Below are 25887 nucleotides of genomic sequence, written 5' to 3'. Positions count from 1 at the left end.
CCACGGCCAAAAAGGCACGATACGCCAAGAAGCGTGTAAAACACTGGGGTTAAGTAAAGATGCGCTGTACCGCAGGCTAAAAAGCTTAGGTTGGCAAAGTGGCAAAGCAAAGCGCAGTGATGCGGGTAGTACAAGCATGAGTGACGAGTCACTAGAAGTTATGGTGTCTTTACTTAATCAGTCTGTGAGGGCCAATGGCAAGCGCACTATGCATGTGCCAGTTGCTAAGTCTATTTTAGCTGCAAATGGTTACGATAGCGTTAGCCCTAGCCAGATCAGCCGTGTACTAGCTCGCCACAATGCAAGCATTCATATGTTGGATAAAGCGACCCCACACACGCAATTGCGTAGCTTAGGGCCGAATCATGTACACCAAGTAGACCCCAGTTATTGTTTGCTTTATTACCCACCTGAACGCAAAAACCGAAAAGTAAAAGGGTATCGCCAGTCATACATGGACGAAAGCCATTTTTATGCGAACAAGCCAGACAATTTAGACAGCATAAAAAACTTACGGGTATGGCGTTACGTGCTCACTGATCACTTTAGCGGTGCTGTGCGTGTTAAGTATTATCAGGCGGCTGGCGAAACCACTGCTAACTTGTTTGATTTTTTGATGTGGTGTTGGTCTGTTCATGATGGCTCGGCATTTATGGGCGTGCCTGAAATGTTGGTATGGGATAAAGGCTCTGCCAACAGCTCAAAAGCAATTAAGAATGTGCTGAAGAGTTTGCAAGTTAAATGTGAAGAGCATAAAGCGGGAAGCCCACGCGCAAAAGGCAGCGTTGAAAACGGTAACGATTTGGTTGAAACCCAGTTTGAAAGCCGATTGCTGATGGAGCCTGTGAGCAGTGTTGAAGAGCTAAATGCGACAGCTTGGGCATGGCAAGAAGCCTATAACGCAAACAAAATTAAAGGCCAAAAATGTTTTCATTCTCGGCATAAAATGCCGCGTTTAGACGCATGGCTAATGATTTACCAGCCTGAATATAGACAGCGTTTACGCCAGTTGCCTGACGAGCAAATTTGCCGTTTGCTGCTCACTAAAGAAGGTGAGTCGCGCAAGGTAAAAGGTGATTTAACCGTGACCTATCGCCACCCCGTTACTAAATCGCAATTGGTTTATGACGTATCGGAACTTGAACACATTTTAAACGGTATGACGATCGAAGTGAGCCCTGTGATTGTGGGCGAGTCACCTGATTTGATGGTGGGCATTAAAACTCCGCTCAATGATGTGGTGTATCACCAGGTTAAACCATTGGAATTTGATGTTGCAGGGTTCCGCATTGATGCACCAGTAATTGGCGAACGCTATGCAAGCCAAGCTGATAATGCCACGCAAAACGCAGTGAAAGCAGCAGACAGGCTGGCATACCCCAACATGAGCGATGAAGACATAGCGAAAGCTAAAAAAACTAAAGCTGCGCCGTTCAACGGCAAGTTGGTTGCCCATTCGCACCTTAAGAACGTTGAGCACGAAACGCGCATTGCGCCCAAGGGTGAAACGATTACGCCAGACAGCCCAGTGGCTAAGCAAATTACTCAAGCACCAAAACGCAAAGGCAAGGTTTTAGACGACATTGACCTACGTATGTTGGTAGCCGAGCGATTAGGCCGCGGATTAAGACCAACAGAAGTTGAATGGCTACAAAGCCTAGAAGTTGTTGAAACGGAAGTAAGCAGCATTGTAGAGCAGTTACACAACGGGATAGCGGAAACCCCAGTGTTAAAAATGGCGAGATGATCCGTGACAAAGCAAACAAAGCTCAGCGTTGTATTTGATGTACTGAGTATAAAACAAGCGCAAGTTGTTAGGGCGTTGGCGGCCAAAGGCATTAAATTTAGCACCACTAGCCTGAGCCGTTTAAAAACACAAAACGAGTGGCCTAAGCAGTGTAAACGGGCCGACATAGAGCAACACATTATTGATTATTTACGGGCGCACGGCGCAACTGACGACCACTTAATGGGTTTGTTTGGTTGGAATGAGCCAAAGCCAAAACACGCACAAAATAGTGAGGAAGATGAAATGTTAAAGGCTCAGCTAAAACCAGACACAAAGAAGTTTTTTAAGATCAGACGAGACCCGTTTAATGATGAGTTTGAATGTGAAGGTGACTTCTTCTTAGTGGATTCACATTTACAGATAATTGAAGAGCTCATTGCGGCTGCACGTGCTAACTCTATGGTAACGCTAACAGGTGAATGTGGTAGCGGGAAATCTATGATCCGTCGCTTATTTGAACATAAAGTCAAAGAAGAATTTACAGAGATTACCGTGATATCACCTGCACGTATCAACAGAAAAAAGATAACTGCTGATGGTGTGTCGAGAGCAATATGCCGAGAGCTTGGAATAAAAAACCTTAACAATGGTGAAGACCGAGACGAGGAAATTTCGAGGACTTTGATCGAGCGAAGCCGCAGTGGTCATAAACATTTATTGATAGTTGACCAAGCGCAAGATCTTACCCCTGATTTAATACGTGAACTTAAATGTGTTTGGGAAACAATGGATGGTTTTAAACGTGTTATTGGCATTGTGTTATTTGGTCAACCAGAGTTGAGAACAAAAATACAAGCTCATTCAATGCGTGAGTTTAATATGCGAGTGCATGATATTCGTATGCCTCCATTGGGGCTAAACGCAATTGATTATATGAAACATAAATTCACCCGCATTGGTGTTGACCCAGCCAAGATTTTTACGGATGACGCGTTGAGTGCCATTCGTGGCAAATGCTATGGGAAAGTTGGAAAAGGCATTGGGTTTGATGATGAAAACCAAGACCAAACGTACCCACTTGCTATAAATGTTTGGCTAGCTCACACGCTTAATATTGCCGCCACAATCGGCGTTAAGCACATCGACGAAAAATTTGTACATAAGGTATAGCGCTATGGAACATGTAGATATCACATTGACTGGCGTTGCCAGCGTCAAGATCACAAAACAAGTCACGTTACCCAAGCCAGACGCCGAAGCATTATTGGCCGACGATAGAAAAATACAAGAAATGCTCACACGGCATCATGCGGTTGACGTTAAACAATGGGGCCATGTGTTCGGCAAGAAGCAACGCGAGTTTACGATTGAACAGCCAGAACCTGGCTACTCGTGCGCAAATCATCATTGTGGTTGGGTCGGTAATGAGTCCGACAAAGCACAAGTAGTAATAAATGGTGTAGAGATACAGGCTTGTCCTAAGTGTCATTCAGTTAAGTTTTATAACGTTCAGTGCATAAGTAAAAGGTAGTAAGTCATGACAGATGTAAATAGTTCAGAAAGAACATTTCTAGTAAACCCCCGCGGCTATGAAGTGCCTTTAAATAAAGTCGCAACATATGACATTGAAAAGCATGATTTGGTTAACAGCTTGGTTGATGAAGCTAGGGCCTTATCTGAGTTGCATGATGAATTTAAGCGGAAAGTGTTTAAGAACGTTAATACATTCATGGCAGAGCTATTTGCTAATTACAATGTAGAAATTGGCGGCACGAAAGGCAATGTGACATTAACTAATTATGATTCAAAACGAAAAGTTGAAGTTGGGGTTGCAGACCAAATTACATTTGGCCCTGAGATTAATGTAGCCAAAGAACTGATCGATAAAGTCATAAATGAAAAGCTTGAAACACTGGGTGAAGACAAGCTGCTACGCCAAATTGTACAAGATGCGTTTAGTACAAACAGTGATGGTAACTACAACAAAGCGCGGATCATGGCGTTGCGTAAATATCGTTTAGCAAGTGACAGCGAAGACTGGGCAAAAGCGATGCAAGCGCTCGATGATGCAATCATTTTATCTAGCACAAAAACATACGTGCGCTTTTACGAACGTAATGCCCAAGGCGCTTGGGTTCATATTCCATTAGTTAGTAAATCTTTATAGAGGGTCTGAACATGTCTAATTTCGAGAAAATAACTGTAACTTGTAATGAGTCATTTGATGTTACGTTTGCCATTGATCACAGCAAAATTAACGATGAGCAGTGGCATGAAATTAACTCTTTTTGGAGTGATGCCGACTATAGGTTAGATGAAGCTAAAGGGGATGTTGTAAAAGCTGTTTTAGTTATGCTTGCACAGCAGTGTATGCAGATCCAAGTCAGTAATGATTTTAACAGCCGAGGTGTGATGTGTGCATTTGATTGGGATGATGGCGAAGGGGTAGAAGGTTGGCCGAAAATGGACGGTTCAAAAGGCATTCTTATTCAACACTGTCAACCGTTTGAATTTGAAGTAGACCCAGATGTTGATGTGAGCTGTAAGCCAATAGATAAAATGCCTGATTTGCCACAAGCAAATTGGTAGGAGCTAGATTATGAAAATGAACAAATCTCGCTATATTCAATTGATCCATATCGGTAAAAGCCAATTAGGTTGGGGTGACGACTTATACCGCTCAATTTTAATGAAGTTGACGAGTAAAGACAGTTGTAAAGCTATGAATGTGAATGAGCTAGAAAAGGTACTCAAACATATGCAAAGCAAAGGTTTTGAGATCATTACTAAAAAGCGAAGTGGTAAGAGTGGTAAGAACTCGCCAATGACTCGTGATATAGACCCCGAAGATAAAATTCCGCTAGATAAGCTGCGTCAAGTGTGGGTTGCAATGAGCCACCGTGGTTATTTACGTGATGGCTCAGAAGCTGCGCTACTCTCTTGGAGTAATGCACAAGCTAAACGCATGAATAAAAGCGTGGCTATTGAGCGTTTGGAATGGCTACGCGAATCCATGATTCATGCACTAATTGAGCAGTTAAAAAGCTGGTATGTGCGTTTAATGGCAAAAGATATGAACGAGCTAGCACAAGATTTAAAACAGCTACCGCTTAGCGATGAAGAGCTATTCAGCGCTAAGCGTTTTGTATTTTGTGCCGTTGGTATGTTTGGTAAGTGTAACGTTGAGCAATTAGAAGCTGCGCTCAACTTTACAGGCCAAATGCTCGGAAAATATGAGGACGTGAAAAATGGCTAATCAATATGGCAATGTAACAGTTCGCGGTGATGGAATGTTACTTACAATACTTGAATTAGTCACATGTGGGGTAAATGAGAGTGTTGGCGAAAAGGAGGCTTTAGACATTGGCCGAAAGGTTGTTGAATCTATACGTCATACATTTGGTGGTGAAGTTGTTTACGTCTGCAAAGGTCGTTCTATAGATGCAATTATGCTGAGCAATCAAATATGGGCTGAGTTTACAGGTGATAATCATGTTGAATTATCAAAAAAGTTCGGCTGCTCTGTACAGTGGATCTATACCGTTGTTCGCACAATGACAAAGGTTAAACGTGATGAGGTTCAAGGTGATCTTTTTGATAGTGAAAAAGGGCAAGGGCCAAATGATAAAGGGCCGTCACTATGCTAAAAAACGACGATGAGATCACAGTAAACAAATGGCTGTTGTTACTAGCTTTATGCACAGCGCTATTGTTCGGATTTGAGTTTGGAAAACTCATATATATAGAAGAGCAAGTAACGCAGCCCAAACAAGCAGTAAACTGGGGCCGAAATGGCGGCCCAGCATTAGCACCAATTGAACCCGAAGCACCACCTTTATATAAGGTGATATGGGATCTTATGAATGAGGTAAATAATGAAGAGTAATATAGCTGAAGAAATGGCCCCACATTATATAGCTGCTTTTTTAAGTAAGTGTGGCTGTGAGTCATTTGATGATGTTGTTGGCGCTATGCAAATTTTGATTGATGCAGGCAAAGAAACACAAACTGCATATAGTGAAAATCCTGAAGCTCAAAAGGCTGTAGCAGTTCCCTCTATTAACTAGGAGTATAAAATATGTCTGACACAATTGTATTCACTGAGCTGTCTGAAGAGCATGTTGTAGTGAAAGCTGCCGATGCAATGGTTTTGGCTCACTCTAAACATGAGACAATGTACCCAGCAATTTTGGCTGTACGAGAAAGTTTTCCATCACTCACAAATGATGTCATTATGTCGTTGTGGGTTGGTATTAATGCTGCGTGGAAAAATGACGGTCAGCATTTTTCGTAGAAAGCAAAAGCGGCGCAAATTTTAAAGCGCCGCTCATTTTGAATATATGCAAATCATTTTGAAATAGTGTCTCACTCAGTCCCGTACATTCTCGGATAATCCCGCAGTTATCGCACAATCCTATAGTTAGTTTTCGTACATTAGATCACCAAGCATGGCGAGGTGGAGTCCATATACAAATTCAGGGAGACGCGTTCCACCTTGTTGTCTTCCTGATGTAAGTCAGGAACCATAAAAGTGAGCAAGAAAGAGGCGCATTTATGGGCACTGAAACCCGTTCAAGGAGACGAGTTCCACCTTGTTGGTCTTCCTGATGTAAGTCAGGAACTATAAAAGTGAGCAAGAAAGAGGCGCATTTATGGGCACTGAAACCCGTTCAGGGAGACGTGCTCCACCTCATTGTCTTCCTGATGTAAGTCAGGAACTATAAAAGTGAGCAAGAAAGAGGCGCATTTATGGACACTGAAACCAGTTTAGCGGGAGTTACATTGTGTCAACGTGTGTGTCAACTCTCAAGGCTAACAACATGAATATACGTCAAAGACTACATTTGGCTTTAGGAAGAGGTAGGTGATCAATTCGAATTAGGGGTAATAGCTAAAACCAAGTACTTTATGTTTTTTATGACCTAGCAAATTAGCTTTAATTTATGGGTATCAAAGCTAATATTCAGCGTCGTTAAGCAATAAAGTTCGTTACTTTTCCCAAGCTAACTGCTCAAGCTCTCTATGTAAAATATCGTCGTCTCCAACATTTAATTCAATAAGCCGTTTTAGATGCGTGACACTCTCAATGTCTATTTGACAACAATGCAGGCCTAAATGTGCTTCTTCAATATGACCAATTTCGACTTCCATTGAAATGGCAATATCGCTTTCTGGTAGATTGAATTTAAGGCTTGCAGGTTCATTCTTTAAAGAAACATACCCAATAGGAAGGGTAATGAGCGCACCATTCAAAGAGAGATCTAGCACTTTACAGGTATAGTCGCCGCTTGCTGTCATTAACGTGGCGGTATTTGAAAATAATACCCGAGTAAATCGTCTACGCTCTTCCATTTGTTACTCTCTTATACAGTTTTAATAATCATAGTTGCTAAAGTGAGCCAATTCCAATTTAAAAGCCCCAATTCTAGGGGCTTTTATCTGACCGACTTAGCCAATCTTTTTATATTTAATACGTTTTGGTTCAGCAGCTGCTGCACCATAGGTTTTTTTCAACCATTCTTCATATTCAGTATAGTTACCATCAAAGAAGTTTACTTGACCTTCATCACGGTAATCTAAAATATGTGTTGCAATGCGGTCAAGGAACCAACGGTCGTGCGAAATACACATGACGCAGCCTGGGAACTCTAATATTGCATTTTCTAAGGCTCGCAGGGTTTCTACGTCTAGGTCATTGGTAGGTTCATCCAATAAGATGACGTTTGCACCTGCTTTTAATAGTTTAGCTAAATGTAAACGGTTACGCTCACCACCAGAGAGTTCTTTTACAAACTTTTGTTGGTCATTGCCTTTAAAGTTAAAGCGACCTACATAAGCTCGGCTTGGGAACTCAAAGTTACCAATTTTGAGTATGTCTTGCCCGTCAGAGATTTCTTGGAAAACAGTATTGTTGCCATCCATATCATCTCGGAACTGCTCAACGGTTGCCAGTTCAACGGTGTCGCCAAGATCAATGTTACCAGATGATGGTTGTTCTTGGCCGCTTAGCATTCTGAATAGGGTTGATTTACCTGCACCATTGGCACCAATGATCCCAACAATAGCACCTTTAGGCACACTAAAGCTTAAATCATCAATGAGCACGCGGTCGCCGAAGCTCTTTGTTAGGTTATTTACTTCGATGACTTTGTCACCTAGGCGCGGCCCAGGTGGTATGAACAGCTCATTCGTTTCATTACGTTTTTGATAATCGGATTGCTGCATTTCAGTAAATTGGGCCATACGAGCTTTTGATTTAGCTTGACGGCCTTTCGGGTTTGAACGAACCCATTCAAGCTCTTTTTCAATCGATTTTTGACGTGCTTGTTCCGACTTTTCTTCTTGCTTTAAACGTGCATCTTTTTGTTCTAACCAAGATGAGTAATTACCTTCCCATGGAATACCATGGCCTCGGTCTAACTCTAAAATCCAACCCGCAACGTTATCTAAGAAGTAACGGTCGTGCGTGATAGCCACAACGGTTCCTTCATAATCATGTAAGAAGCGTTCTAACCAAGCAACAGATTCTGCATCAAGGTGGTTAGTTGGTTCATCGAGTAACAGCATGTCAGGCTTTTCTAGCAGTAGGCGACAAATCGCGACTCGACGACGCTCTCCCCCTGATAGATGTTCTATTTTTGCATCCCACTCAGGTAAACGCAGTGCATCAGCCGCGCGTTCTAGCACATTATCAATATTATGACCGTCATGGGCCTGAATAATCGCCTCTAACTGACCTTGCTCTTTAGCAAGTGCATCAAAGTCAGCACCATCCATTGCATATTCAGCATACACTTCATCAAGACGTGATAGTGCACCTTTTACTTCGCTCACGGCTTCTTCAACCGTTTCACGCACTGTTTTACTCTCATCGAGTTGAGGTTCTTGTGGTAAGTAACCTATTTTTGTACCGGGTTGTGGGCGTGCTTCACCCTCAAAACTGGTGTCTAGACCAGCCATAATACGCAACAGTGTTGATTTACCCGCACCATTTAAACCAAGTACCCCGATTTTTGCGCCAGGGAAGAAGCATAACGAAATGTCTTTTAAAATTGTACGTTTAGGCGGCACTACTTTGCTCACCCGTGACATTGTATAAATATATTGAGCCATGAGAATCCAAACTTTGTATTGGTGCTCTTATTTTAGAGAAAGGCGGGCGTTGGAGCAATGATTTAGGAGGAACTTATACTTTTATATTAGAGTCTTAACAAGAATACATTATTTAACAAAAGTGCATATATTGTTTATTAAATCAACGGAGTTAACAAAGTGTATATTATCCTATTGTTTTTACTTAAGTAATTAATATTAGGTCATAAATGACCTGTTTTAGAGCCAGAATATCGGTAATATTAGCGTATCTTGAAAAAACATGTTGTCAGGTTTTGTAAACAGTACTGGTTGTTTGGTGTGTATTTGAAGTTACGACTCAGTTCGAGCCCATATAGAAATTACTCATATTTTGTAGCATTTAATTACCCACGTTGTAAATAACATACTTTAGTTACGATTACGTTGCACATTCGTCGTTATTTCTGCTTTAGCCAAATGGAATATGGTTACGTAATAGAAATGCAGCATTCCTTTCAGCATGACTATAAAAATATAAGCAAGTGACTTCAGATTGAAGTAAGTGACCTTAGTTACAGGCTTGCTAGATGTGAAATTAAAAGGATAGTAATGAATCAATCAGCCATAAATAGAGAACGTTTGTCAGTGAAGCGCACGCCCAAGGGAGGAGTGATATTACGCTATGCACGACGGTTGAGAGGCTATACACAGGCAGAGTCTGCTGCAACTTATGGTATTGAAGAACGAACATTAAGGCGTTGGGAAAATCGTGAGTTTGACCCAAAGTGGAATGATGTGATTAGTCTAGTAGAAGATGTATATCTGTTAAACATTTTAGAAGTAATTGGAAAAATCAATGATGACAACGAACATAACGATTAAGCAAGTTCGAGCTGCACTTAAAAAGTGGGCTAACTTTTGGGTTAAAAGGGAGATGGGGCGTGGTTTCAAGTCTCAATCTATTTCTGATAGAACCGGTCAGCCTACAGGCGGGTTTTCTGCAAGTGAAGCAATGAGTGTACCAGATGAGATTGAGTTGATTACCTCATTAATCTCACAATTGCGACCTGAATGTATCAAAGCAATTAGAGCGCGTTACATGATGCCTGGGACAATGACTGAAACGTCTAAATTACTTGGCTTTGATTCGAAGCGTTCCGCAGAGTTTTGGTTAGTTAAAGCTGAGCGAAGTCTCATGCTTGAGTTGTCAAATTGAGTAAAAAAGAGGGGGACGAATATGTCATTGATGATCACCGTGGAGCAAATTAAAAAACATGAGGGGTATAAACAATATCCTTATTACTGTACAGGGGGAAAGTTAACAATTGGTTATGGCCGTAATTTGGAGGACAACGGGATTGATGAGGAAGAAGCAGAGCAATTGCTAGCAAAAGATATACGTGAAGCAAAAGCAGGTGTCAAGCGCCGTATAGATGTCAGTCGTTGTAATGAAGCTCGCCAAGCTGTATTGGTTAATATGGCGTTTAACCTAGGCGTTACAGGGTTAATGGGCTTTAAGAAGATGATTGCCAACTTAGAGCAAGGTAATTATGAACAAGCAGCGCTTGAAATGTTGCATAGCCGATGGGCAAATCAAGTACCTGATCGTGCCAATGAGCTCGCGAAACAAATGCTAAGTGGAGAATGGCAGTAATGGGAATCTTATCAACCCTATTTAGCCCTGTAATCAAGGACCCAATTGAAACCGTAGGGACAATTTTAGATGAATTGTTTACGAGTGAAGAGGAGGTACTGAAGCAACATATTTTGAAAGCACGCTTGGTTGAACAGTCTGCACAAGTACAGGCAAAAATTAATGAACTAAGTGCAGCGCATCGAAGTGTATTTGTTGCAGGAGCTAGACCATTTTTACTTTGGGTGTGTGGGTTTGGTTTTTTATTCTCATTTGTTATCAATCCAGTATTACAATGGCTTTGGCCTGAAATAGGGGCACCAGAATTACCTTTGGAAGTCATGCTTGAGCTAACATTAGGCATGTTAGGGCTGGCAGGGCTGAGAACAATTGAAAAAATTAACGGAGTTGCTAAGTGAGTCAACCGGAGCAGTGGCAAATGAAAAAGGAGCTCAATTTAGCCCATATAATTACAACGGTGACATTATTGGTTTCAGGGATTTTATATTTGAGTGATTTAGATAAGCGGATCACGACGAATACCCAAGAGCTGTCACATTTAAAACAAATCAGAAATGAAGATCAAAAGCGTATTGAAAAACGCTTAGATTCAATAGATAAAAAGCTTGATACTTTATTAAGCAGTAAAGCCAGAGTTAACTAAACGCCGTTTCGGGATCCCGTGACGCCCCCTTCAGCCAATTATACACTATGGTGCACAGCCATGTGTTATGAGGAGCAGCACATTTGAATAATGCAATTGAATTATCACGTTTGGCAGTCCCAGACGTGATTGAACCCCTAAAATACGACGACATTTATCAACAAATGGAAAATGCGTTAACAGCATCTTTTCCAAATTACGCGGTACTTGCGTCAGACCCTGCGATTAAGTTGTTAGATATCGCTGCAAGTCGCGAGCTGCTGTTGAGACAGCGAATAAATGACGCGGCACGCTCTGTTATGGTCGCGTATGCCAAAGGTGAAGACTTAAATCATTTGGGTGTGCTATTTGGTGTGAAACGGGGCGATGCAGAAAGCGACGAACGGTATCGGGCACGGATCCCATTGTCACTTGAAAGCCACAGTATGGCGGGCACGATGGGGGCGTATGAGTATCAAGCGTTAGCAGCATCGCATCATGTGAAAGATGTGTATGTTACCTCCAGTGCTCCAGGTATTGTGGATGTGTATGTATTGCCAGAAAAAGATGCCAACCCTGACTCTGTCTTGCATGTGGTCAGTGAGCATTTGAACGATGAAGATATTAGACCACTTACGGATCTGGTTAAAGTGCATATGGTTACACCTAAAAAGTATGAGATCAGCGCACAAATTCATTTTCATGATGGTGCAGATAGAAGTGCGGTGAGTGCAAAAATTGACACGGCAATAGCTGAGTTTACTTTACAACATTATAAATTAGGCCAAGAAGTGCCTCATTCAGGACTTATTGATGCATTGCATCAAGCCGGTGTAAGAAAGGTGAAGCTATTGTCTCCACAAGACGACATCAGTTGTGAAGTCAATCAGGCGGCTATTGCTAGCTTACCAACTCTTACATTTGCATAAGGTGACGCTATGAAAAATGACAATGACACAGGTGAGGCCGTTAACTTCCAATCTCTGCTACCAATGAATGGCAGTGCGCTTGAGCAGTCAATTGAACGAGCATCGAGCTTTTTACCGAGTAAGCCTATACCGGAATATGTTGCAAAGCATTGGGATCCTAAAACGTGTCCTGAAACGTTACTACCTTGGTTGGCATGGAGCTTATCTGTTGATGAATGGGACGAACAATGGTCAACAGAAACCAAAAGGGCATTAATCCAAGAGTCTGTCACCATACATAAGCATAAAGGCACCGTTGGCTCGGTAAAAAGGGCACTTGCTTCATTAGGTCTGAAAGTGGATTTCTTTGAATGGTTTGAGGACGTGGATGATGTCTTTTTAGCACCCCATCACAGTGGCAAACCTAATACATTTACTTTTATCGCTTGGGCCAATGAAACACCTTATACCAGCCAGCAAGTAGTATTAAGTCAGGCGCTTTACGATTCCATTTATCGGGTTACAAATCATACTAAACCACAAAGAGCACATTTTAACTTTTTGGTTGGAGCAAAACTTGACTTAGGTGTGACTGTTGCAACGACATCGAGTGGGTTACAAGTTGGACGTATAAACTATGACACGGTACCGGTGAAAGCCGCCCCCACAGAAATGACTGCGGGCCTCACGGTCGTGAATAAACACCGCTATGGGCTTAAACGTCATTATGGCAAAACCCAAGCTGTGTCGGGTGAATTATCCGCCGCATTGGGCGCAGGGCTGCACTTGCATAATCAACGCCACAGTGTTGGCCGATTTTATATGAGTAGCGACCAAAAATTACCAGCAGGCTGCTATTACTTACAGTCTTCTTTAGCCGCTGCATTTCATTTTAGTAACCGACGCTTCAGCGTAGGTCGCTTTTACCTTCATTCATCTCAATAGAGAGGGTGTGCGTTTACTTAGTTAAGTGACGTTACATGAAGTAATGCAGCAAATTGGCAACAATACAGGTAATCAAACACTAAGTAACCCTACATAACACTCTATTGTTTCTTATATCAGGCAGTCTTTGATAAGAGATGATAGCAAATGCACTACAGGCTAAAGCTGGCGTCGCTTATACAAGGCTGATTGATATCAAATCAACCTAAGGAGTATGTGCAGTGAGCACAATCTTACGGCCAACAATCACAACTGCGGGTTTAGAGGCAGTTTTTAATTCTGAAAAGAATGGCTTTCAAGCCAAAATTAACAAAATAGGGCTCGGTACTGGTAATTATACGCCTCATCAAAGTCGCTCGGCATTAGGTGCAGAGGTACATCGCATTTCTGTGGCCAGTGGCGAAGATAAGGGCAATGCACAAATTCACATGAGTGTGATTGATGACACCAATCATAACTTTTGGGTCAACGAAGTTGGTTTTTATTTAGAAGACGGCACTTTGTTTGCTGTTTATTCAGATCCTGATAAACCTATTGCTTATAAATCATCAGAAGTTGACTTGCTGCTAGCGTTTGACCTTGTACTAACGGGCGTGCCAGCAGATTCAATTACTGTGATTGATCAAGGTGTTAATTTAAATATTTTAATTGCACCGGAGCTGGCCAAGTTAGGCGCAGCACAAATTGGCAACATGTACCGTCATATCAAACAAAAATTTGAGCTGATGGACGCAGGCGTTTTGAAATAATAGGAGCAGACAATGGCATTAGAACAAGATATCGCAAACCTGGTTGAATCAACCAACCAACTCACCTCAGTAATTGATAACAAAGCAAAAACCATCGATGCCAAAATGGCACAGCTTGACAGCCGCGTAGCAGCCAAAGAAGCGCAAGTTGACCAATTTATCCAGGATGCAACGCCTGAGACTAGGTATGAGCAAACCATTACGATTGGCGGCTCTAAAGATTATTTATATCCAGTTTGGTGGCGTTTTCCTGGTAATGAGGAGGGTGTCAGTAAGTTAACAGTGAGTCGACATTATTCATGGAATAACAATACTAAACCTCTAAATCCTGCATCAGGTCACCAAGCTGGGCTTTTATTACAGCTTGAAGGTAATGCGTATGCGTGGAATGGCGATTCAAATTTTATGAATATTAAGCGCTTTTATGAAAGGTATAACAACACGGTAAGTCATGTTGATTTTCGCCTTAACTGTAAAGCCGAAAAAATAGACTCAAGTAAAGACTTTTATGGCGGTGGCGAAGATGGAACTTTGGGCCCTTGGCATTGCACATATAGTGGCTTGTATTTACGTGGGGGTGGCCTAACTTATCGAATCACAAAAAACTGGAAAGGGGATGTGGCTTTCCATGATGGTAGTGATATGGACCGACGCAATACATATGAAAGCTCTCAAGCTAATTGGACTGTTCGTTGGTTTGTAGAGCCCATTCCATTTACTGAGCGAAAAGCACCTATCGCCAATACCATTCCTTATGTGAATCACCCTTATACGCCACCAACGCCTACAGCTGCTCAATAAGCATCTGACATTACAGTCGGTGTTAATGCAGAAAGCACAAAGTAAGAAAATGAAGGATTAATAATGATTTTAGAAAAACTCACGGTAGCAGGAAACGATATGGTCAATGTCCCTGCAGAAGAAAAAACCTTGCTTGATTTAGGAGTTGCACAGGCGGATGTTGCAGGGCTTATTGCACAGGCAAAGCAAGCGCAATTAGAGGCTCAGTGCCAACATGCACGCAGCTTTGCTTATCAGGCGCAATCAGACGGCCTAGCGTTTGATTACCTTGCCGCTCAAGCGGAGTTTGGCGAACAAAGTGCCCAAGCAGAAGCGGCTAAAGCAGCATGGCTTACGGCGCGTAAATCAATAAAGGCGCATTATCCAAAACCTTAAAGTTTAAACTTTTTAACGAGTACTAACTAAACCCACCTTTTGGTGGGTTTTTTTATGCTCATTTACTCGAGCCATACGTAGTCGTATTACATACATTGTTTATTTAACAATAAGTGAATACAGGTTGGCTCATTATTATTATGGAGAAAATAGAATGGCATTAGAACAAGACATTGCTGATCTCATAAAATCAGCCAACCAACTCACAGACACCGTTGACGGTAAAGTGCAAGACATTACCGCGCATTTAAACCAAAAAAAGCAAGAGATTGACACCAAACTCACTGCTAAAGAGCAAGCTGTAGACGCAAAAATTGCCAGCTTTCAAAAAGCACTGCCGCTTGGCCCAAACATGTTGTCAGACACCAAACATTTTGCATACATCAACGCAGGTCAACCAGAAGGTACGGCAGTTGACGTATTACAATCACATGCCGCCCCATGGAGTTGCTTTTATTATCAAGGCACAGAAGGGGTAAGTACGGTAACTAAACTCAACACAAGCATGTTGGCACAGCATGGGCTTGCGCCAAATGATGATTTTAAGACGCGGGCTTTGGGAGACTATCGCTCAGAATCAAATACGTATTATGGTACTGATTTCAAAGTGGTGGTATTTGACGTAGAAATCACCAAAGGCAGAGAAACCGATGCAAATAATGGTCTCTTATTCGTTATTAACCAAGGTTGCCCCACTTTTACTGGGTGGACTCGAGGCGAATTTTTAACCCAAGCCAGCTGTTGGGTAAATGTACTTGAAGTAAGCGGTAATATGAAGTTTTATCCTTCTTCAAATCGCTCTGCATCAATTAGAGTCGACAACTCTGATCTGAACAAAGGCTGGCAGTATAAGCACGCAACAAGAGCTGGTTGGGGTGGATGCCATCAACCGATATTTTCAGGCCTTGGCAAAATGAAAGTGGCGATTGCATTGCCGTATGTGGGGATGGGCGATCATGGCGATAACATGATCTGGGCTGACAGTGTTGGCCACCCGTATTCTCACGTTGGTCCAACTGTTGTTGAAGGAGCATAACCATGGCGATATTAAAACAAATTTCTACGCAAACTAATTTTGCGGGTGGTATTAAAGACTTAGCCCATGGCGCACACATTGCCGAAGAAGCCGGCGTTGCCGCCGATGATTTTGAAGTGATTTTTAATACCGATGAAGTACAAACACTAAGAAGAAAAAGTTATAGCGCACAAAGCGATTATTTGTTCTTTGATTATATGGCTGCCGTCGCTGAATTTGGTGATACTTCGGCACAAGCAAGCACAGCAAAAACGGCTTGGTTAGCACAGCGCGAAGCGGTTAAAACACAATTTCCAAAATAACTGAGTTATAAAACCAACCCGTTTTACAAGCGATTTTAACTGATCAAACACAATCAACTTTTTATTGCATACAGAGCCCGCTTTTGCGGGCTTTTTTGTATGCGTTTTTTTTAAATGTATGGAGAAAATACACATGGCGTTAGAACAAGATATTGCCAAACTCATTGAGGCTTCAAATGACCTCACCAGCATTGTGGATAACAAAATTCAAGACATAGATAACAAAGTGCTGTCAGCTAAAAGCACCGTTGATGGCTATATTAATCAAGTGAATAACTATATTGATTCAACCCGAGGCAAGCAGTCTCATTTTCGTTTAACTAAAAACCAAGCTTTACTACCAAACAGTGATAGTACATTCCCGCTTAATTGGAGCGGGGGATTTGTTAAAAGTGCTAAAGTTGTTGAGACTGTTGTTACAGGCTCTTTGCCAGAACAACGATCCGCTCTTGCTCGTGAGTTTCTTCAAGCGATTAACTCAGATCGACAGCATTTCGCTGGGAGCTTTAAGATATGGGAGTTTGAGTACTACCCAAATCGCCGAGGTGAAAATCAAGGGCAAGCAGCATATTTAATGTATCAGTATAGTAGACGAACCACTGTATCTACGGCTGCTGCCATAGTTAAACATATCAAAGGAGTGGTGCCTAATGGTTACTGGTGTCAAGGTCTTGAGGCCAATCAACCAGCAAAATTATGTGGTCAACTGCTAAGTCATTCTGGGCGTAATAGTTACACCCATTGTCACCCATATGTAAATGGCATGGGAAAACCTGAAACAGAAACAGGCATTATTCAAGTAGCATTGCCAGCAGTGGTAACTGGAGATGTCGATTTAACCAATAAGGAATGGGGGCAGTTTGCATATTTAGGTGATGCTGACCAACCTGCGTATAATTAAGGAGAGAATATAATGGCTAAATTAAAAGTAAATAATCAGATAGTAGATCAATTTTATGACTTCGGTACACCGCCTGACGCAACCATGCAACTAGTGCATGAACAGTTCGGGGAAAGCGCAACCTATGTTGTTGAACTGACTGAACTTGAAGAAATAGCTCTATCAAAAGCAACTAAACGGGCAGACATCACCACGCAAGTGGCTGATACAGACTCATTGCTAGGTACAACCTCAGACACCACGCACTTACTCCTTAACGAACTCAGTGGTTTTATTAATAAGCTTAACAAAGCCACCACATTGGCAGAAGTACGCGCATCAGCTACGTCATTACAATCAGCAATTGGCCATATTGAGGCAGATGTGGCAGCTGGGTCGTTAACGTTCCCGTATCAAAGCAAAGGTCAGCAAAGCGTAATGAATGAAATATCAGCGCGCGCTACTGCGGTTAACCAAGTGCTTAGTAAGTAAACCTCAGCAATACATATTGGTGATAATGGCCGCGTTATCACGTTGCCCGTAAGGCCACCACAAGTAGGTGTTACGGGCAAGGTGTTTGGCCATTAACAATATGATATAGCGAGCGTTTAGTTTTACAAATTATGAGTTTAACAAATTATGAGTTTAACGAATTTTAGCGCCATCGAACTCAACCAACTTCCTACGCCAAGCCTTGTAGAGTCTCTTAGCTTTGACGCCATAAGCAGTGCGATCCTCGCAGATTACAAAACCCGCTTTCCAGGTGCGCAGCTAAATTTTGCCAGCGATCCCGTGATAAAACTCATTGAGTGTTTTGCGTATCGAGAGTTATTAGTAAGAGCACGCATCAATGAAGGAGCCGAAGCTGTTTTATTGGCAAAAGCCACCCGCACTGAGCTGGACTATTTAGGGCAACGATTTGGTGTAAAAAGGGCGGTAAGAGTAGGGGTTGATCAGGCAAATAACATCAATAATGTCGCGAGTGATGATCCAAGCGCATTTGAAAGCGATGAACGTTTTCGTACCCGTATTAAACTGGCATTAGAAGGGTTTAGTACCGCTGGGCCGGTTGGGGCGTATGCGTTTCATAGTTATAAGGCGTCTTCACATATCAAAGATGTGTTTATTGAAGCGCCAGAGTTTGTGATGCAAGCGCCTCCTTCAACCATGGCTGAGCAATTACCCAGCGGGACTATGCTGCTAAAAAACACCTATAGTGCCGATTTAATTACGCCCATGCCCGGTGATGTTGCTATTACATTATTATCTGATGAAGGGAATGGCACGCCATCAAATGCTGTTTTACAGGCAGTTGAGCAACATTTAAATCAAGATGATATTCGCCCACTCACAGACAGGGTAAATTTGCTAAAACCCCACATCTTCGATTTTGAGGTCAAAGCAAAACTGCATTTATACCCGGGTTTAAATGCCGATGAAATATGCGCTGAGTCACAAGCGGCATGCCAAGCGTGGCTCAATACTCATCACAAGCTTGGTCACGATATTTCACTCTCGGGGTTATATGCTGTGTTGCATAGCGCAGGGGTGCAGCGAGTGGAATTAGTTAGCCCCACAGCCGATATTGTGGTTGCACAAAATCAAGCGGCATATTGCACGCAACTAACGGTTTCTGTAGAGGCGCAGCGCAATGTCTAATAGCGATGAACGTCCAACTAAGTTAACGCTTGCTAATAGCTCATTGCTTGAGTCGTCATTGCTTGAAGCCAGCGCACGCCTTGAAGACATACCTGTTCAGTTAAAGCATCTGTGGAACCCAAATAATTGCCCAGCACATTTTTTACCTTGGCTTGCTCATGGTTTAAGTGTTGACGCATGGGACAATGCGTGGCCTGAGCACATTCAGCGTCAAGTGATTGCAGCCAGCGTACCAAATCACCGTATTAAAGGAACGGTCGGGGCGCTAAAGCAATCCCTCAATGCACTCGATGCAGACTTAGAACTACAAGAATGGTGGCAAATCGGTGGCCCACCGCACAGCGCCCGAGTATTGGCTTTGGCTAAAAACAACTTAGATGAACAGGGCGCAAGCTTTATCACCCCTAAGTTGCAAGCACAACTGTGGCAGGCAATTGCTGCTAACAAACCTTGTAGAACGCAAATTGACTTTCATATTGGTAATATTCAGCAAAATAACGTGTACTTGGCGGCCGCAGGGCAAAGCACCACGCTAAAAACCAATCACCTCGCGCAAAGTGTTGATGGCGAGTTTGATACCAGTTCTGTCACGTTACAAAGCGTTGCCAGCACTCATGAAATAGGCACTGGGCGGTTAACGCAAAATGCCGATGACCAATTCGACTTAAGTCATATCACAGTACAAGGTGCAGCCAGTAACTATGAAATAGGCACTGGGCGGTTAGCGCAAAATGCCGATGATCAATTCGATTTAAGTTATATCACAGTACAAAGTGCAGCCAGCAATTATGCAATAGGCATGGCGCAGTTGCAGCAACAAGCTGATGGAGGTTTTGCGCTTTGCCAAACTTATGTTGCTAACACCACAAACACCACCACATTTCAAACTTCATACATGGAAATTCTATGAATACTTATCAACCTATAATTACGCAAGCTGGCTTAAATAAAGCGGTTAATGCGAAGGAAAAGGGGTTGAGCGTACACCTCAGCCATATCGCGATTGGCGATAGGGGATATACGCCAAACAAAAATGACACAGCCCTGAAAAATGAAAAAGACCGAGTAGAGACGGGTGACGCTACCGACTACAAAAATGGTCAGTTTCGCGTGTCGGGTAAATTCACCAGCGACACCGATTATGCAGTACGAGAGGTCGGTTTTTTCTTATCAGACGGTACTTTATTTGCCCTTTGGTCACATCCTGAAAATGTGCTTTTTTACCTCACGCCCATGGCAACGGTTGTGCAGGGGTTTGACTTATTACTCAGTGCCGCGCCACACGACGCCATTACCGTCACCCACAATGGCGACTTAAAAATGTATTACGACGACGTGTTTATGCAAATGACCCAAGTACAAACTGAAATGCTGACTGCACAAACGCAAACCAACACCAATATCGTCAATCTTTATCAACAATTAGCCGGAAAAGGACTTTTATAATGAGCACCATCGAGTCACAAATTCAAAAACTCAATGACACAAATGCAGAGTTAGCCCGAGTAAATAACGAGCTAACCAGTGCAGTGCGCACTCATACGAGTAAAATTAACAATGAAGTAGCAGCGGCAAAAAATACCATGTCAGCAGCCACAGCCAGCGCTATCAGCGAAGTAAAGGCCGATGCCAATGCAGTAAATGATGAAATTAAAGCGCGCATGGACGACGCGGTAGTCCCTTGGCTACCAGCTATGACCAAGGTACAGTTTGATGCATTACGTGCTGATCGTAAGCAACAATACGCGGGCAGCGGGTTTGTTGAGTGGGGGAAGCATGGCGGGAGTCAATTATCGAAAGCTGTAAATGATGGCCTGTGGACCTATATACATGGCAATTACGCGAATAACCTTATGTTAGGGCGATATGATGACGCGATTGATGTGGTCGGCTCATCTAAAACGGAAGAGCCTATCATATCGGTAGATGGCGTTTTACTAAAGCTTAAAGGTGTTGGTAGTGAAGCCTCTTATCATAATCGTATATCATTTCCTCAAGCCCCCGATGGCACCAAAACGTACGATTCTGCTACTGGGTCAGTAACAAAACACACCAATGCTGAAGTCGCATTCGCGTCTGAAACAGCCACCAATAAAGTCATTACCTCACGCAAAGACCTCGTGTTTTTAGAGTCATGGCATGAAAAAATTGCTGATAAAGACGTAGTTTACCCGTTGGGCAACGTGCAATACGGCGCAAGCAGCTATGAAGGTATAGCACTATCCAATAACTTGGTTGCACAAGGCTATTCAGCCTTTGGCGAGTGGGATGAGAACACTAAAGGTTATGGTGTTAAGTGGTCGTCATTAACCGACGCACAAAAAGCGCTGTTTTTAAGTGATCCCGAGCATAATATTTATTTTGACCCGCAAGCCAAAGCGTATATTCAAGTGCGTTACAGAATACGGGTTGTTGAAGGACTTGGGGATGATTGGGTTGAATCAATAACACCCACAAATAATAATTACTTTCGATATAATAAATATCACCAAAGTGGATATGTCAGCCCTCAAGGTGTTGGTACTATAGCAAAAGATTTTAATCGATCTTACCCTGTATTTACATCTGCAAATAGAAGTGATGCGGCTCTAAAACATGATGATTATCTATATGGGGCCGCCGTCTCAGGCAATAAGCCTGCTGAAGTAATCGCATTCGAAGGCTTATGTTTTGCTTTGCCAATCGCCCTCGTCCAACGCATGAACCAAGGCGCTTATCACCCAGTTTATAATCCAATGGGGTGTGCAACATTTGCACAGTCAGGATTGGGGTATGCAAGTAAATGGTATCAAATTACCAGTAATATCTCTTCGCAATTAGCATGTTTTGTAGACTTTACCACTGGAGATGCGGGTCGCTCACAATTGTCTGGTTACATTGGTTCAACACATGGTTCAGGTCGTTCCGACCAATACAAATACTACGACGCTATCTACGCGGGGCAAGTAGAAGACTTACGCCTCAATGCCAACAAGCTTGATGTAAATAAGTTGCGTGAAGACAGTATACGTAAGGCGGTTGCGGGTACCTTGCGTGGTAAAGGGAAAGTGCTTTTTACTCAGTTTAAAACATTAAATCAAGGCTACTACCGTTTTTCAAATCAGTATCATGCGTCGTTTTTCAATTCAGCCACGGACGGACAGTTATTAGCAATGCATGAAAATGAATATGCTGCTGGTACATCTGTTATGGTGTGGCAGCCAGCCACAAATACTGTGCTTTATGGTCGAATATCAAACTCTAATGGTCACATTTATCTTACAAAAAACTTGAGCAATCTGGGCAATAAGTTACATACACACCCTTTGAATAGCACAGGATTAGTAAGTACAGAGGTATGTTACTTTGCTCAAGTGAATTATTTGGCACCAGAATTCGACTCACTTCCTTGGATAGACATAGTAGGGGACCCAGAACGAATTGCAGCCACATTCCCTGATGGAGTTGTTGGCCAGTGGTTACCAAAGCTACCAGATAACTCATCCGGTTACCCGTTAAATAGAAAGATGACCAATACAGTTCTAAATGCAAGTTATAGCAGAGATTTAGGTGCTACATGGGCAAATACAAATGTTGGACATAATGCTTTGTTGAATACCAGTTCAGGCAGCTGGAATCCAGAAGTTGTTGCTTTATTGACCTATGAGAGCCAAGCCAATTTTACTGAGTTGGCAACTAGCTCAAATATTGTGGATAGTCGTGTCGGTGATGTATTTGTTTCTCTGAGTGCGAGTACAAATCAAGGGAATAGATTGCATCCAAGCTTAACCAATAAAATTGGTAAGTCAGGCGTATCAGACCCAACTTTTAAATCGTACTCTGTAGCATCTAGCCAAGTGATGAATGATAAGCTGGTATATGAGCCTAAACATCCATTAATGGATGTGGCAAAGCCAGCAAACAACTCACCTGCTGTGAAAGCTCTCCCTACCATTACTGAAAAAAATGGATTGTATTACCTACAATTACACGGTGCTGAATTAAAACACCATACACCCACGTTTACTGATGTAAACCCAAATGCAAATACCAACTTCATCGAAGGGAACTTTTATCGTTTAACAAATTATGGTTCTAAAGGATATTACGTGTGTGAAGTAACGAAGACATTTGTGCTTTATACCAATACAGACTACATCCAAATGGAGAACGGAGACATAGTTCATGGGCCGACAAACCAAGTTGTATTACGAAAATTAAATACCGCAGATGGGAGCGGTTGGGGCGATGACCAAACTATCCCCATCGTTAACGGTGAAGATGTAAAAACTGACCTTAATGGCAATGCCGTTAAAGTTTTCTGCCACCACACGCAAATCCCACTTGGCATCGCTCATAACGACTAAGGAAAGACCATGACTCAAGCACAAATAAATGAACAAACAAATCAACAAGCAGGCACTCAATCAAGTGCTCAAGCAAGCACTGAACTTGAAGCGCTGGTAGCTGGCACTCCTGAGCATACGGTGACAGTTCATGCCGCAGAAGTGGCAGTAGCAGAAACGGCTCATGAAGCGACAGTCCATGAAATAACGTATCAAGATGTGCAAACTAAAATGGCATTGCGTCATCCGCGAGCGCAAATTGATGCACTATTACAACAAGCCATTGAGCAAGAGCAAGCGACATTTGCAGCGACACACGCGCAGTGGCTGGTGGATGTAGCGCAAACACAAGCATCGATTGATGCGGCCGTGGCACATAATGCAACTAACCCGGATGAACCAAAGGTCGTGCCTGAGCTGCCAAGTGAGCCTGCAATTGATATGGCGCTGCGCCGAGCATGTTATAAGCAGAGCTTTGTTGACGTTGATTTAGCACTGGCCACCGAAGCAGAGCCCGCCAAAGTGGTGTTTGATGATGATGCATTGATTACCTATCACCACCCAGCAACCGAGGCGCACAGCGCTGAACACATTGAACAAGTCAAACGGGAACGCTTTAAAGCGCAGCGCGCCATTGACGTCGCAGCCATTACAGTTGAGGTTGAAGGGCTGGTATTTGATGGCGATGAAATGGCGCAAACCCGTATGGCCCGTGCTGCAGTTGTTATGGATGACACCGAAAGCGTCTCTTGGGTATTGGCTGACAATAGCCAAACCAGTGTGAATAAAGCGCAACTGGTCGCTGCATGTAAAGCTGCTGGCCTTGAGCAAACTCGGTTATGGATGAATGATCTGTAATACTCAAGATTAGTTAACCTCAGGCTTTGATAAGGGTTTTGGAATAGAAAATGTTTTGAATTATCCAGAGCTGAGGTTAATTACAATCACTCTAGCCACTTATATTGAGTAAACGCTTTATAAGTGGCTAATATCGCTTTAATCTTTTTTGTTTTTAAGTACGTGCGCATATCGAACCCTTATTATGGTCATTTATTGTGAACACTTAATATTATTTAAGGTTGCCCTTACTATTATTGATATTAGGTCAATATTGACCGTTTCCATTCCCATATTCTTGCTATTATTCCCTTATATTTGAAATACCTGTCAATTATTAACTCTTCACATTCAGTGCATTCATATGGTCATTTTTTGCCTGTAGGGTCATTACTTTTAATGGCATTTATCAGCACTTTTTTATTTAACCTGAGGTTATTTATTTTCAAACCCTTATTAAGAATAGTTTATGCCAACATCTCAACTTTTGGATTTATCTAAGTTACCCGCCCCAGCAGTGCTTGAACAGCTTGATGCGGAGCAATTACTCAGTACGTTGAAAAACATGCTGATCACCAATAACCCTGAACTAGCCAGTACGTTAGCGTTAGAGTCAGATCCATTAACGCAATTATTAAATGCGTATGCCTATCAAAGTTCCTTATTACGAGCACGGGTCAATGATGCCGCTAAATCGACTTTGTTAGCCAGTGCAATGGGTTCTGATTTAGATCATATTGCCACGCGTTATAGCGTGACTCGCTTGGCAGGGGAGAGCGATGAGCGATTACGTCAGCGTATTTTAAAAGCCTTTCACAGTCTCAATACGGCCGGTACCCAAGAAAGTTATGAGTACCATACGCTCAGCGCAGATGCACGAGTCAAAGACGTGTTCGTGACCAGCCCCAGTCCGTCACACATTGTGATCACTATTTTAAGTAATGAAACCCCAAAAGGGTTGCCTTCAAACGATTTAATGAACAAGTTAGAAACCACGTTTGGCTTAAAAGCGGGAGATCAAAACTCAGTGTCGGATGTGCTCAGTGCTCAAAAGATTCGACCAATTGGTGACCGAGTACAATTATTAAGTGCCAAAACGCGCACATTTAACTTACAGGCAAAAATTAAACTAGAGCTGGGCCCAGGCCACGCGCAAGTTGAGCAACAAGTGCGCAATAAGGTGGCTGGATATTTAAGTGAACGCGCGGGGTTAGGTAAACATATTAAACGTTCTGCACTGTTTGCTGTGCTGCACCAAGCAGGCGTTGAGGAGGTTGAACTGCTGAGCCCTATTGATAATATTTTGGTGCAAAATGATGAAGTAGCGTTGTGCGACAACGTGCTAGCAGGGCTTGAGTTTGAGGTGCTTATATGAGCACTGAAATAAACCATATAGACAATGGTGAGTTAACCTCCTTAACATGCGCCCATACTCAAGAGGGGGAATTTAAATCGCTTCACCATGGTAGTGTGCTACAAGCTCAATTACAAAAGCTGATCGATACTGAGTTTAAAGCCCTTGCCAAAGGAGCGAATACGGTGTCAAGTCTGTGGTTACCCGACACTTGCCCACTAGAACACCTACCGTGGCTAGCATGGAGCCAAGGTGTAAAAGAGTGGGATGAAAGCTGGCCTGAAGCTATTAAACGTCAAGTGGTTGCCGATAGCTATCTGCAGCATCAGTATTTAGGGACGCGTTATGCTATCACTAACGCACTGGCGCACTTTGATATGGGGGCACAAATAAGTGAGTGGTTTGAGCACCACCCCATGTCTGAACCGGGTACTTTTCGGGTTGACGTGTATGTGTCGCACCGTGGCATAGACTTACCACTTATAAAAGAAACCCGTAAGCTCATTGACCGCGCCAAGCGTAAATCGGTTGACTATAACTTGCATATGAACTTGCAAGCTAAACCCGTGGTTGAACTTAACAGCATTCATTGTAGCTCCTCAATGACCACCATTTATCCTTATACTCATTAAAGAAT

At 42.7% G+C, this 25887-nt stretch carries 33 protein-coding genes; 31 read left to right on the top strand and 2 right to left on the bottom strand.

What is annotated here, in order from left to right; genetic code table 11:
• From J8L97_RS12910 to J8L97_RS12865, 10 genes are all read left to right on the top strand, one after another.
• Positions 1-1747, top strand: a 1747-nt coding sequence (locus J8L97_RS12910; RefSeq protein ID WP_211050241.1) for a DDE-type integrase/transposase/recombinase, incomplete at its 5' end; no start/stop codon positions are given.
• A gap of 3 nt (positions 1748-1750) precedes the next feature.
• On the top strand, positions 1751-2899 hold the full coding sequence (locus J8L97_RS23970) for an AAA family ATPase (RefSeq protein ID WP_211050238.1): 1149 nt from the start codon (positions 1751-1753) through the stop codon (positions 2897-2899).
• A gap of 4 nt (positions 2900-2903) precedes the next feature.
• Positions 2904-3260 (top strand): hypothetical protein, encoded by a 357-nt coding sequence (locus J8L97_RS12900; RefSeq protein WP_211050236.1) that lies wholly within the window; start codon positions 2904-2906, stop codon positions 3258-3260.
• 6 nt (positions 3261-3266) lie between these two features.
• Positions 3267-3896, top strand: coding sequence for a DUF3164 family protein (locus J8L97_RS12895; RefSeq protein ID WP_211050233.1), 630 nt, complete (start codon positions 3267-3269; stop codon positions 3894-3896).
• Positions 3897-3907: 11 nt separating this feature from the next.
• Complete coding sequence (locus J8L97_RS12890; protein ID WP_211050231.1) at positions 3908-4318, top strand: DUF2528 family protein; 411 nt, start codon at positions 3908-3910, stop codon at positions 4316-4318.
• Positions 4319-4328: 10 nt separating this feature from the next.
• Positions 4329-4985: a gp16 family protein gene (locus tag J8L97_RS12885; protein WP_211050230.1), complete on the top strand. Its 657-nt coding sequence runs from the start codon at positions 4329-4331 to the stop codon at positions 4983-4985.
• Positions 4978-5376 (top strand): Mor transcription activator family protein, encoded by a 399-nt coding sequence (locus J8L97_RS12880; protein ID WP_210995071.1) that lies wholly within the window; start codon positions 4978-4980, stop codon positions 5374-5376. Before J8L97_RS12885 ends, J8L97_RS12880 begins: the two co-directional genes overlap by 8 nt.
• A complete protein-coding gene (locus J8L97_RS12875; protein WP_211050228.1) occupies positions 5370-5615 on the top strand; it encodes a hypothetical protein in 246 nt (81 codons plus the stop codon). Before J8L97_RS12880 ends, J8L97_RS12875 begins: the two co-directional genes overlap by 7 nt.
• The gene (locus J8L97_RS12870; protein ID WP_210995068.1) at positions 5605-5796 is read left to right on the top strand and encodes a hypothetical protein; all 192 of its coding nucleotides are present in this window, start codon (positions 5605-5607) and stop codon (positions 5794-5796) included. Before J8L97_RS12875 ends, J8L97_RS12870 begins: the two co-directional genes overlap by 11 nt.
• A gap of 11 nt (positions 5797-5807) precedes the next feature.
• Positions 5808-6023, top strand: coding sequence for a hypothetical protein (locus J8L97_RS12865; RefSeq protein ID WP_211050226.1), 216 nt, complete (start codon positions 5808-5810; stop codon positions 6021-6023).
• A 695-nt stretch (positions 6024-6718) separates the two neighbouring features.
• Here the strand turns inward: J8L97_RS12865 and J8L97_RS12860 are convergent.
• Together J8L97_RS12860 and ettA are read right to left on the bottom strand one after the other, a co-directional pair.
• Entirely contained in the window at positions 6719-7081 is a 363-nt protein-coding gene (locus J8L97_RS12860) for a PilZ domain-containing protein (protein WP_192507019.1), read from the bottom strand.
• Positions 7082-7177: 96 nt separating this feature from the next.
• Complete coding sequence (gene ettA, locus J8L97_RS12855; protein WP_211050224.1) at positions 7178-8842, bottom strand: energy-dependent translational throttle protein EttA; 1665 nt, start codon at positions 8840-8842, stop codon at positions 7178-7180.
• A gap of 570 nt (positions 8843-9412) precedes the next feature.
• On the opposite strand from ettA, the gene J8L97_RS12850 reads away from it, so the two are divergent.
• From J8L97_RS12850 to J8L97_RS12750, 21 genes are all read left to right on the top strand, one after another.
• Positions 9413-9685, top strand: a complete 273-nt coding sequence (locus J8L97_RS12850; RefSeq protein WP_211050222.1) for a helix-turn-helix transcriptional regulator — start codon at positions 9413-9415, stop codon at positions 9683-9685.
• Complete coding sequence (locus tag J8L97_RS12845) at positions 9660-10019, top strand: hypothetical protein (RefSeq protein ID WP_225738302.1); 360 nt, start codon at positions 9660-9662, stop codon at positions 10017-10019. Before J8L97_RS12850 ends, J8L97_RS12845 begins: the two co-directional genes overlap by 26 nt.
• Before the next feature lie 21 nt (positions 10020-10040).
• Positions 10041-10457, top strand: a complete 417-nt coding sequence (locus tag J8L97_RS12840) for a glycoside hydrolase family protein (protein ID WP_192507021.1) — start codon at positions 10041-10043, stop codon at positions 10455-10457.
• Positions 10457-10855: a 3TM-type holin gene (locus tag J8L97_RS12835; protein WP_192507022.1), complete on the top strand. Its 399-nt coding sequence runs from the start codon at positions 10457-10459 to the stop codon at positions 10853-10855. Before J8L97_RS12840 ends, J8L97_RS12835 begins: the two co-directional genes overlap by 1 nt.
• Positions 10852-11100 carry a hypothetical protein gene (locus J8L97_RS12830; protein ID WP_192507023.1) on the top strand — a complete coding sequence of 83 codons (249 nt, stop codon included), beginning with the start codon at positions 10852-10854 and terminating at the stop codon, positions 11098-11100. The genes J8L97_RS12835 and J8L97_RS12830 overlap by 4 nt, the downstream gene beginning before the upstream one ends.
• Positions 11101-11183: 83 nt before the next feature.
• Positions 11184-12008, top strand: coding sequence for a baseplate J/gp47 family protein (locus tag J8L97_RS12825; protein WP_211050220.1), 825 nt, complete (start codon positions 11184-11186; stop codon positions 12006-12008).
• Positions 12009-12017: 9 nt separating this feature from the next.
• Positions 12018-12932 carry a phage tail protein I gene (locus J8L97_RS12820; protein ID WP_192507025.1) on the top strand — a complete coding sequence of 305 codons (915 nt, stop codon included), beginning with the start codon at positions 12018-12020 and terminating at the stop codon, positions 12930-12932.
• A 221-nt stretch (positions 12933-13153) separates the two neighbouring features.
• Entirely contained in the window at positions 13154-13681 is a 528-nt protein-coding gene (locus J8L97_RS12815; protein WP_010367839.1) for a phage tail protein, read from the top strand.
• Positions 13682-13693: 12 nt separating this feature from the next.
• A complete protein-coding gene (locus tag J8L97_RS12810; RefSeq protein ID WP_211050218.1) occupies positions 13694-14482 on the top strand; it encodes a phage tail protein in 789 nt (262 codons plus the stop codon).
• Between the two features lie 63 nt (positions 14483-14545).
• Entirely contained in the window at positions 14546-14857 is a 312-nt protein-coding gene (locus J8L97_RS12805) for a hypothetical protein (RefSeq protein WP_211050216.1), read from the top strand.
• 154 nt (positions 14858-15011) lie between these two features.
• Positions 15012-15893, top strand: coding sequence for a hypothetical protein (locus tag J8L97_RS12800; protein ID WP_211050214.1), 882 nt, complete (start codon positions 15012-15014; stop codon positions 15891-15893).
• 2 nt (positions 15894-15895) lie between these two features.
• Positions 15896-16195, top strand: coding sequence for a hypothetical protein (locus J8L97_RS12795; RefSeq protein WP_211050212.1), 300 nt, complete (start codon positions 15896-15898; stop codon positions 16193-16195).
• A gap of 133 nt (positions 16196-16328) precedes the next feature.
• The gene (locus J8L97_RS12790) at positions 16329-17096 is read left to right on the top strand and encodes a hypothetical protein (RefSeq protein WP_211050210.1); all 768 of its coding nucleotides are present in this window, start codon (positions 16329-16331) and stop codon (positions 17094-17096) included.
• Positions 17097-17108: 12 nt separating this feature from the next.
• On the top strand, positions 17109-17567 hold the full coding sequence (locus J8L97_RS12785; protein WP_211050208.1) for a hypothetical protein: 459 nt from the start codon (positions 17109-17111) through the stop codon (positions 17565-17567).
• A 147-nt stretch (positions 17568-17714) separates the two neighbouring features.
• Positions 17715-18734 (top strand): baseplate J/gp47 family protein, encoded by a 1020-nt coding sequence (locus tag J8L97_RS12780; protein WP_211050206.1) that lies wholly within the window; start codon positions 17715-17717, stop codon positions 18732-18734.
• Positions 18727-19644: a phage tail protein I gene (locus J8L97_RS12775; RefSeq protein ID WP_211050204.1), complete on the top strand. Its 918-nt coding sequence runs from the start codon at positions 18727-18729 to the stop codon at positions 19642-19644. The genes J8L97_RS12780 and J8L97_RS12775 overlap by 8 nt, the downstream gene beginning before the upstream one ends.
• Complete coding sequence (locus J8L97_RS12770; RefSeq protein ID WP_211050202.1) at positions 19641-20180, top strand: phage tail protein; 540 nt, start codon at positions 19641-19643, stop codon at positions 20178-20180. Before J8L97_RS12775 ends, J8L97_RS12770 begins: the two co-directional genes overlap by 4 nt.
• Complete coding sequence (locus J8L97_RS12765; protein ID WP_211050200.1) at positions 20180-23080, top strand: hypothetical protein; 2901 nt, start codon at positions 20180-20182, stop codon at positions 23078-23080. The genes J8L97_RS12770 and J8L97_RS12765 overlap by 1 nt, the downstream gene beginning before the upstream one ends.
• Positions 23081-23089: 9 nt before the next feature.
• On the top strand, positions 23090-23917 hold the full coding sequence (locus tag J8L97_RS12760; RefSeq protein WP_211050198.1) for a hypothetical protein: 828 nt from the start codon (positions 23090-23092) through the stop codon (positions 23915-23917).
• 448 nt (positions 23918-24365) lie between these two features.
• A complete protein-coding gene (locus J8L97_RS12755) occupies positions 24366-25271 on the top strand; it encodes a baseplate J/gp47 family protein (RefSeq protein ID WP_210998323.1) in 906 nt (301 codons plus the stop codon).
• A complete protein-coding gene (locus J8L97_RS12750) occupies positions 25268-25882 on the top strand; it encodes a phage tail protein I (protein ID WP_211050196.1) in 615 nt (204 codons plus the stop codon). The genes J8L97_RS12755 and J8L97_RS12750 overlap by 4 nt, the downstream gene beginning before the upstream one ends.
• Positions 25883-25887 lie beyond the last annotated feature (5 nt).

Source organism: Pseudoalteromonas sp. MMG012 (assembly GCF_018100875.1).
GTDB lineage: Bacteria > Pseudomonadota > Gammaproteobacteria > Enterobacterales > Alteromonadaceae > Pseudoalteromonas > Pseudoalteromonas aurantia.
This window is presented reverse-complemented; position numbering and strand designations above follow the sequence as displayed.

Excerpts from the sequence above, each read along its gene's own strand:
- J8L97_RS12900 (WP_211050236.1), top strand. The coding sequence starts at position 2,904 with ATGGAACATGTAGATATCACATTGACTGGCGTTGCCAGCGTCAAGATC.
- J8L97_RS12895 (WP_211050233.1), top strand. The coding sequence starts at position 3,267 with ATGACAGATGTAAATAGTTCAGAAAGAACATTTCTAGTAAACCCCCGC.
- J8L97_RS12890 (WP_211050231.1), top strand. The coding sequence starts at position 3,908 with ATGTCTAATTTCGAGAAAATAACTGTAACTTGTAATGAGTCATTTGAT.
- J8L97_RS12885 (WP_211050230.1), top strand. The coding sequence starts at position 4,329 with ATGAAAATGAACAAATCTCGCTATATTCAATTGATCCATATCGGTAAA.
- J8L97_RS12880 (WP_210995071.1), top strand. The coding sequence starts at position 4,978 with ATGGCTAATCAATATGGCAATGTAACAGTTCGCGGTGATGGAATGTTA.
- J8L97_RS12875 (WP_211050228.1), top strand. The coding sequence starts at position 5,370 with ATGCTAAAAAACGACGATGAGATCACAGTAAACAAATGGCTGTTGTTA.
- J8L97_RS12870 (WP_210995068.1), top strand. The coding sequence starts at position 5,605 with ATGAAGAGTAATATAGCTGAAGAAATGGCCCCACATTATATAGCTGCT.
- J8L97_RS12865 (WP_211050226.1), top strand. The coding sequence starts at position 5,808 with ATGTCTGACACAATTGTATTCACTGAGCTGTCTGAAGAGCATGTTGTA.
- J8L97_RS12860 (WP_192507019.1), bottom strand. The coding sequence starts at position 7,081 with ATGGAAGAGCGTAGACGATTTACTCGGGTATTATTTTCAAATACCGCC.
- ettA (WP_211050224.1), bottom strand. The coding sequence starts at position 8,842 with ATGGCTCAATATATTTATACAATGTCACGGGTGAGCAAAGTAGTGCCG.
- J8L97_RS12850 (WP_211050222.1), top strand. The coding sequence starts at position 9,413 with ATGAATCAATCAGCCATAAATAGAGAACGTTTGTCAGTGAAGCGCACG.
- J8L97_RS12845 (WP_225738302.1), top strand. The coding sequence starts at position 9,660 with ATGATGACAACGAACATAACGATTAAGCAAGTTCGAGCTGCACTTAAA.
- J8L97_RS12840 (WP_192507021.1), top strand. The coding sequence starts at position 10,041 with ATGTCATTGATGATCACCGTGGAGCAAATTAAAAAACATGAGGGGTAT.
- J8L97_RS12835 (WP_192507022.1), top strand. The coding sequence starts at position 10,457 with ATGGGAATCTTATCAACCCTATTTAGCCCTGTAATCAAGGACCCAATT.
- J8L97_RS12820 (WP_192507025.1), top strand. The coding sequence starts at position 12,018 with ATGAAAAATGACAATGACACAGGTGAGGCCGTTAACTTCCAATCTCTG.
- J8L97_RS12810 (WP_211050218.1), top strand. The coding sequence starts at position 13,694 with ATGGCATTAGAACAAGATATCGCAAACCTGGTTGAATCAACCAACCAA.
- J8L97_RS12805 (WP_211050216.1), top strand. The coding sequence starts at position 14,546 with ATGATTTTAGAAAAACTCACGGTAGCAGGAAACGATATGGTCAATGTC.
- J8L97_RS12800 (WP_211050214.1), top strand. The coding sequence starts at position 15,012 with ATGGCATTAGAACAAGACATTGCTGATCTCATAAAATCAGCCAACCAA.
- J8L97_RS12795 (WP_211050212.1), top strand. The coding sequence starts at position 15,896 with ATGGCGATATTAAAACAAATTTCTACGCAAACTAATTTTGCGGGTGGT.
- J8L97_RS12790 (WP_211050210.1), top strand. The coding sequence starts at position 16,329 with ATGGCGTTAGAACAAGATATTGCCAAACTCATTGAGGCTTCAAATGAC.
- J8L97_RS12785 (WP_211050208.1), top strand. The coding sequence starts at position 17,109 with ATGGCTAAATTAAAAGTAAATAATCAGATAGTAGATCAATTTTATGAC.
- J8L97_RS12780 (WP_211050206.1), top strand. The coding sequence starts at position 17,715 with ATGAGTTTAACGAATTTTAGCGCCATCGAACTCAACCAACTTCCTACG.
- J8L97_RS12775 (WP_211050204.1), top strand. The coding sequence starts at position 18,727 with ATGTCTAATAGCGATGAACGTCCAACTAAGTTAACGCTTGCTAATAGC.
- J8L97_RS12770 (WP_211050202.1), top strand. The coding sequence starts at position 19,641 with ATGAATACTTATCAACCTATAATTACGCAAGCTGGCTTAAATAAAGCG.
- J8L97_RS12765 (WP_211050200.1), top strand. The coding sequence starts at position 20,180 with ATGAGCACCATCGAGTCACAAATTCAAAAACTCAATGACACAAATGCA.
- J8L97_RS12760 (WP_211050198.1), top strand. The coding sequence starts at position 23,090 with ATGACTCAAGCACAAATAAATGAACAAACAAATCAACAAGCAGGCACT.
- J8L97_RS12755 (WP_210998323.1), top strand. The coding sequence starts at position 24,366 with ATGCCAACATCTCAACTTTTGGATTTATCTAAGTTACCCGCCCCAGCA.
- J8L97_RS12750 (WP_211050196.1), top strand. The coding sequence starts at position 25,268 with ATGAGCACTGAAATAAACCATATAGACAATGGTGAGTTAACCTCCTTA.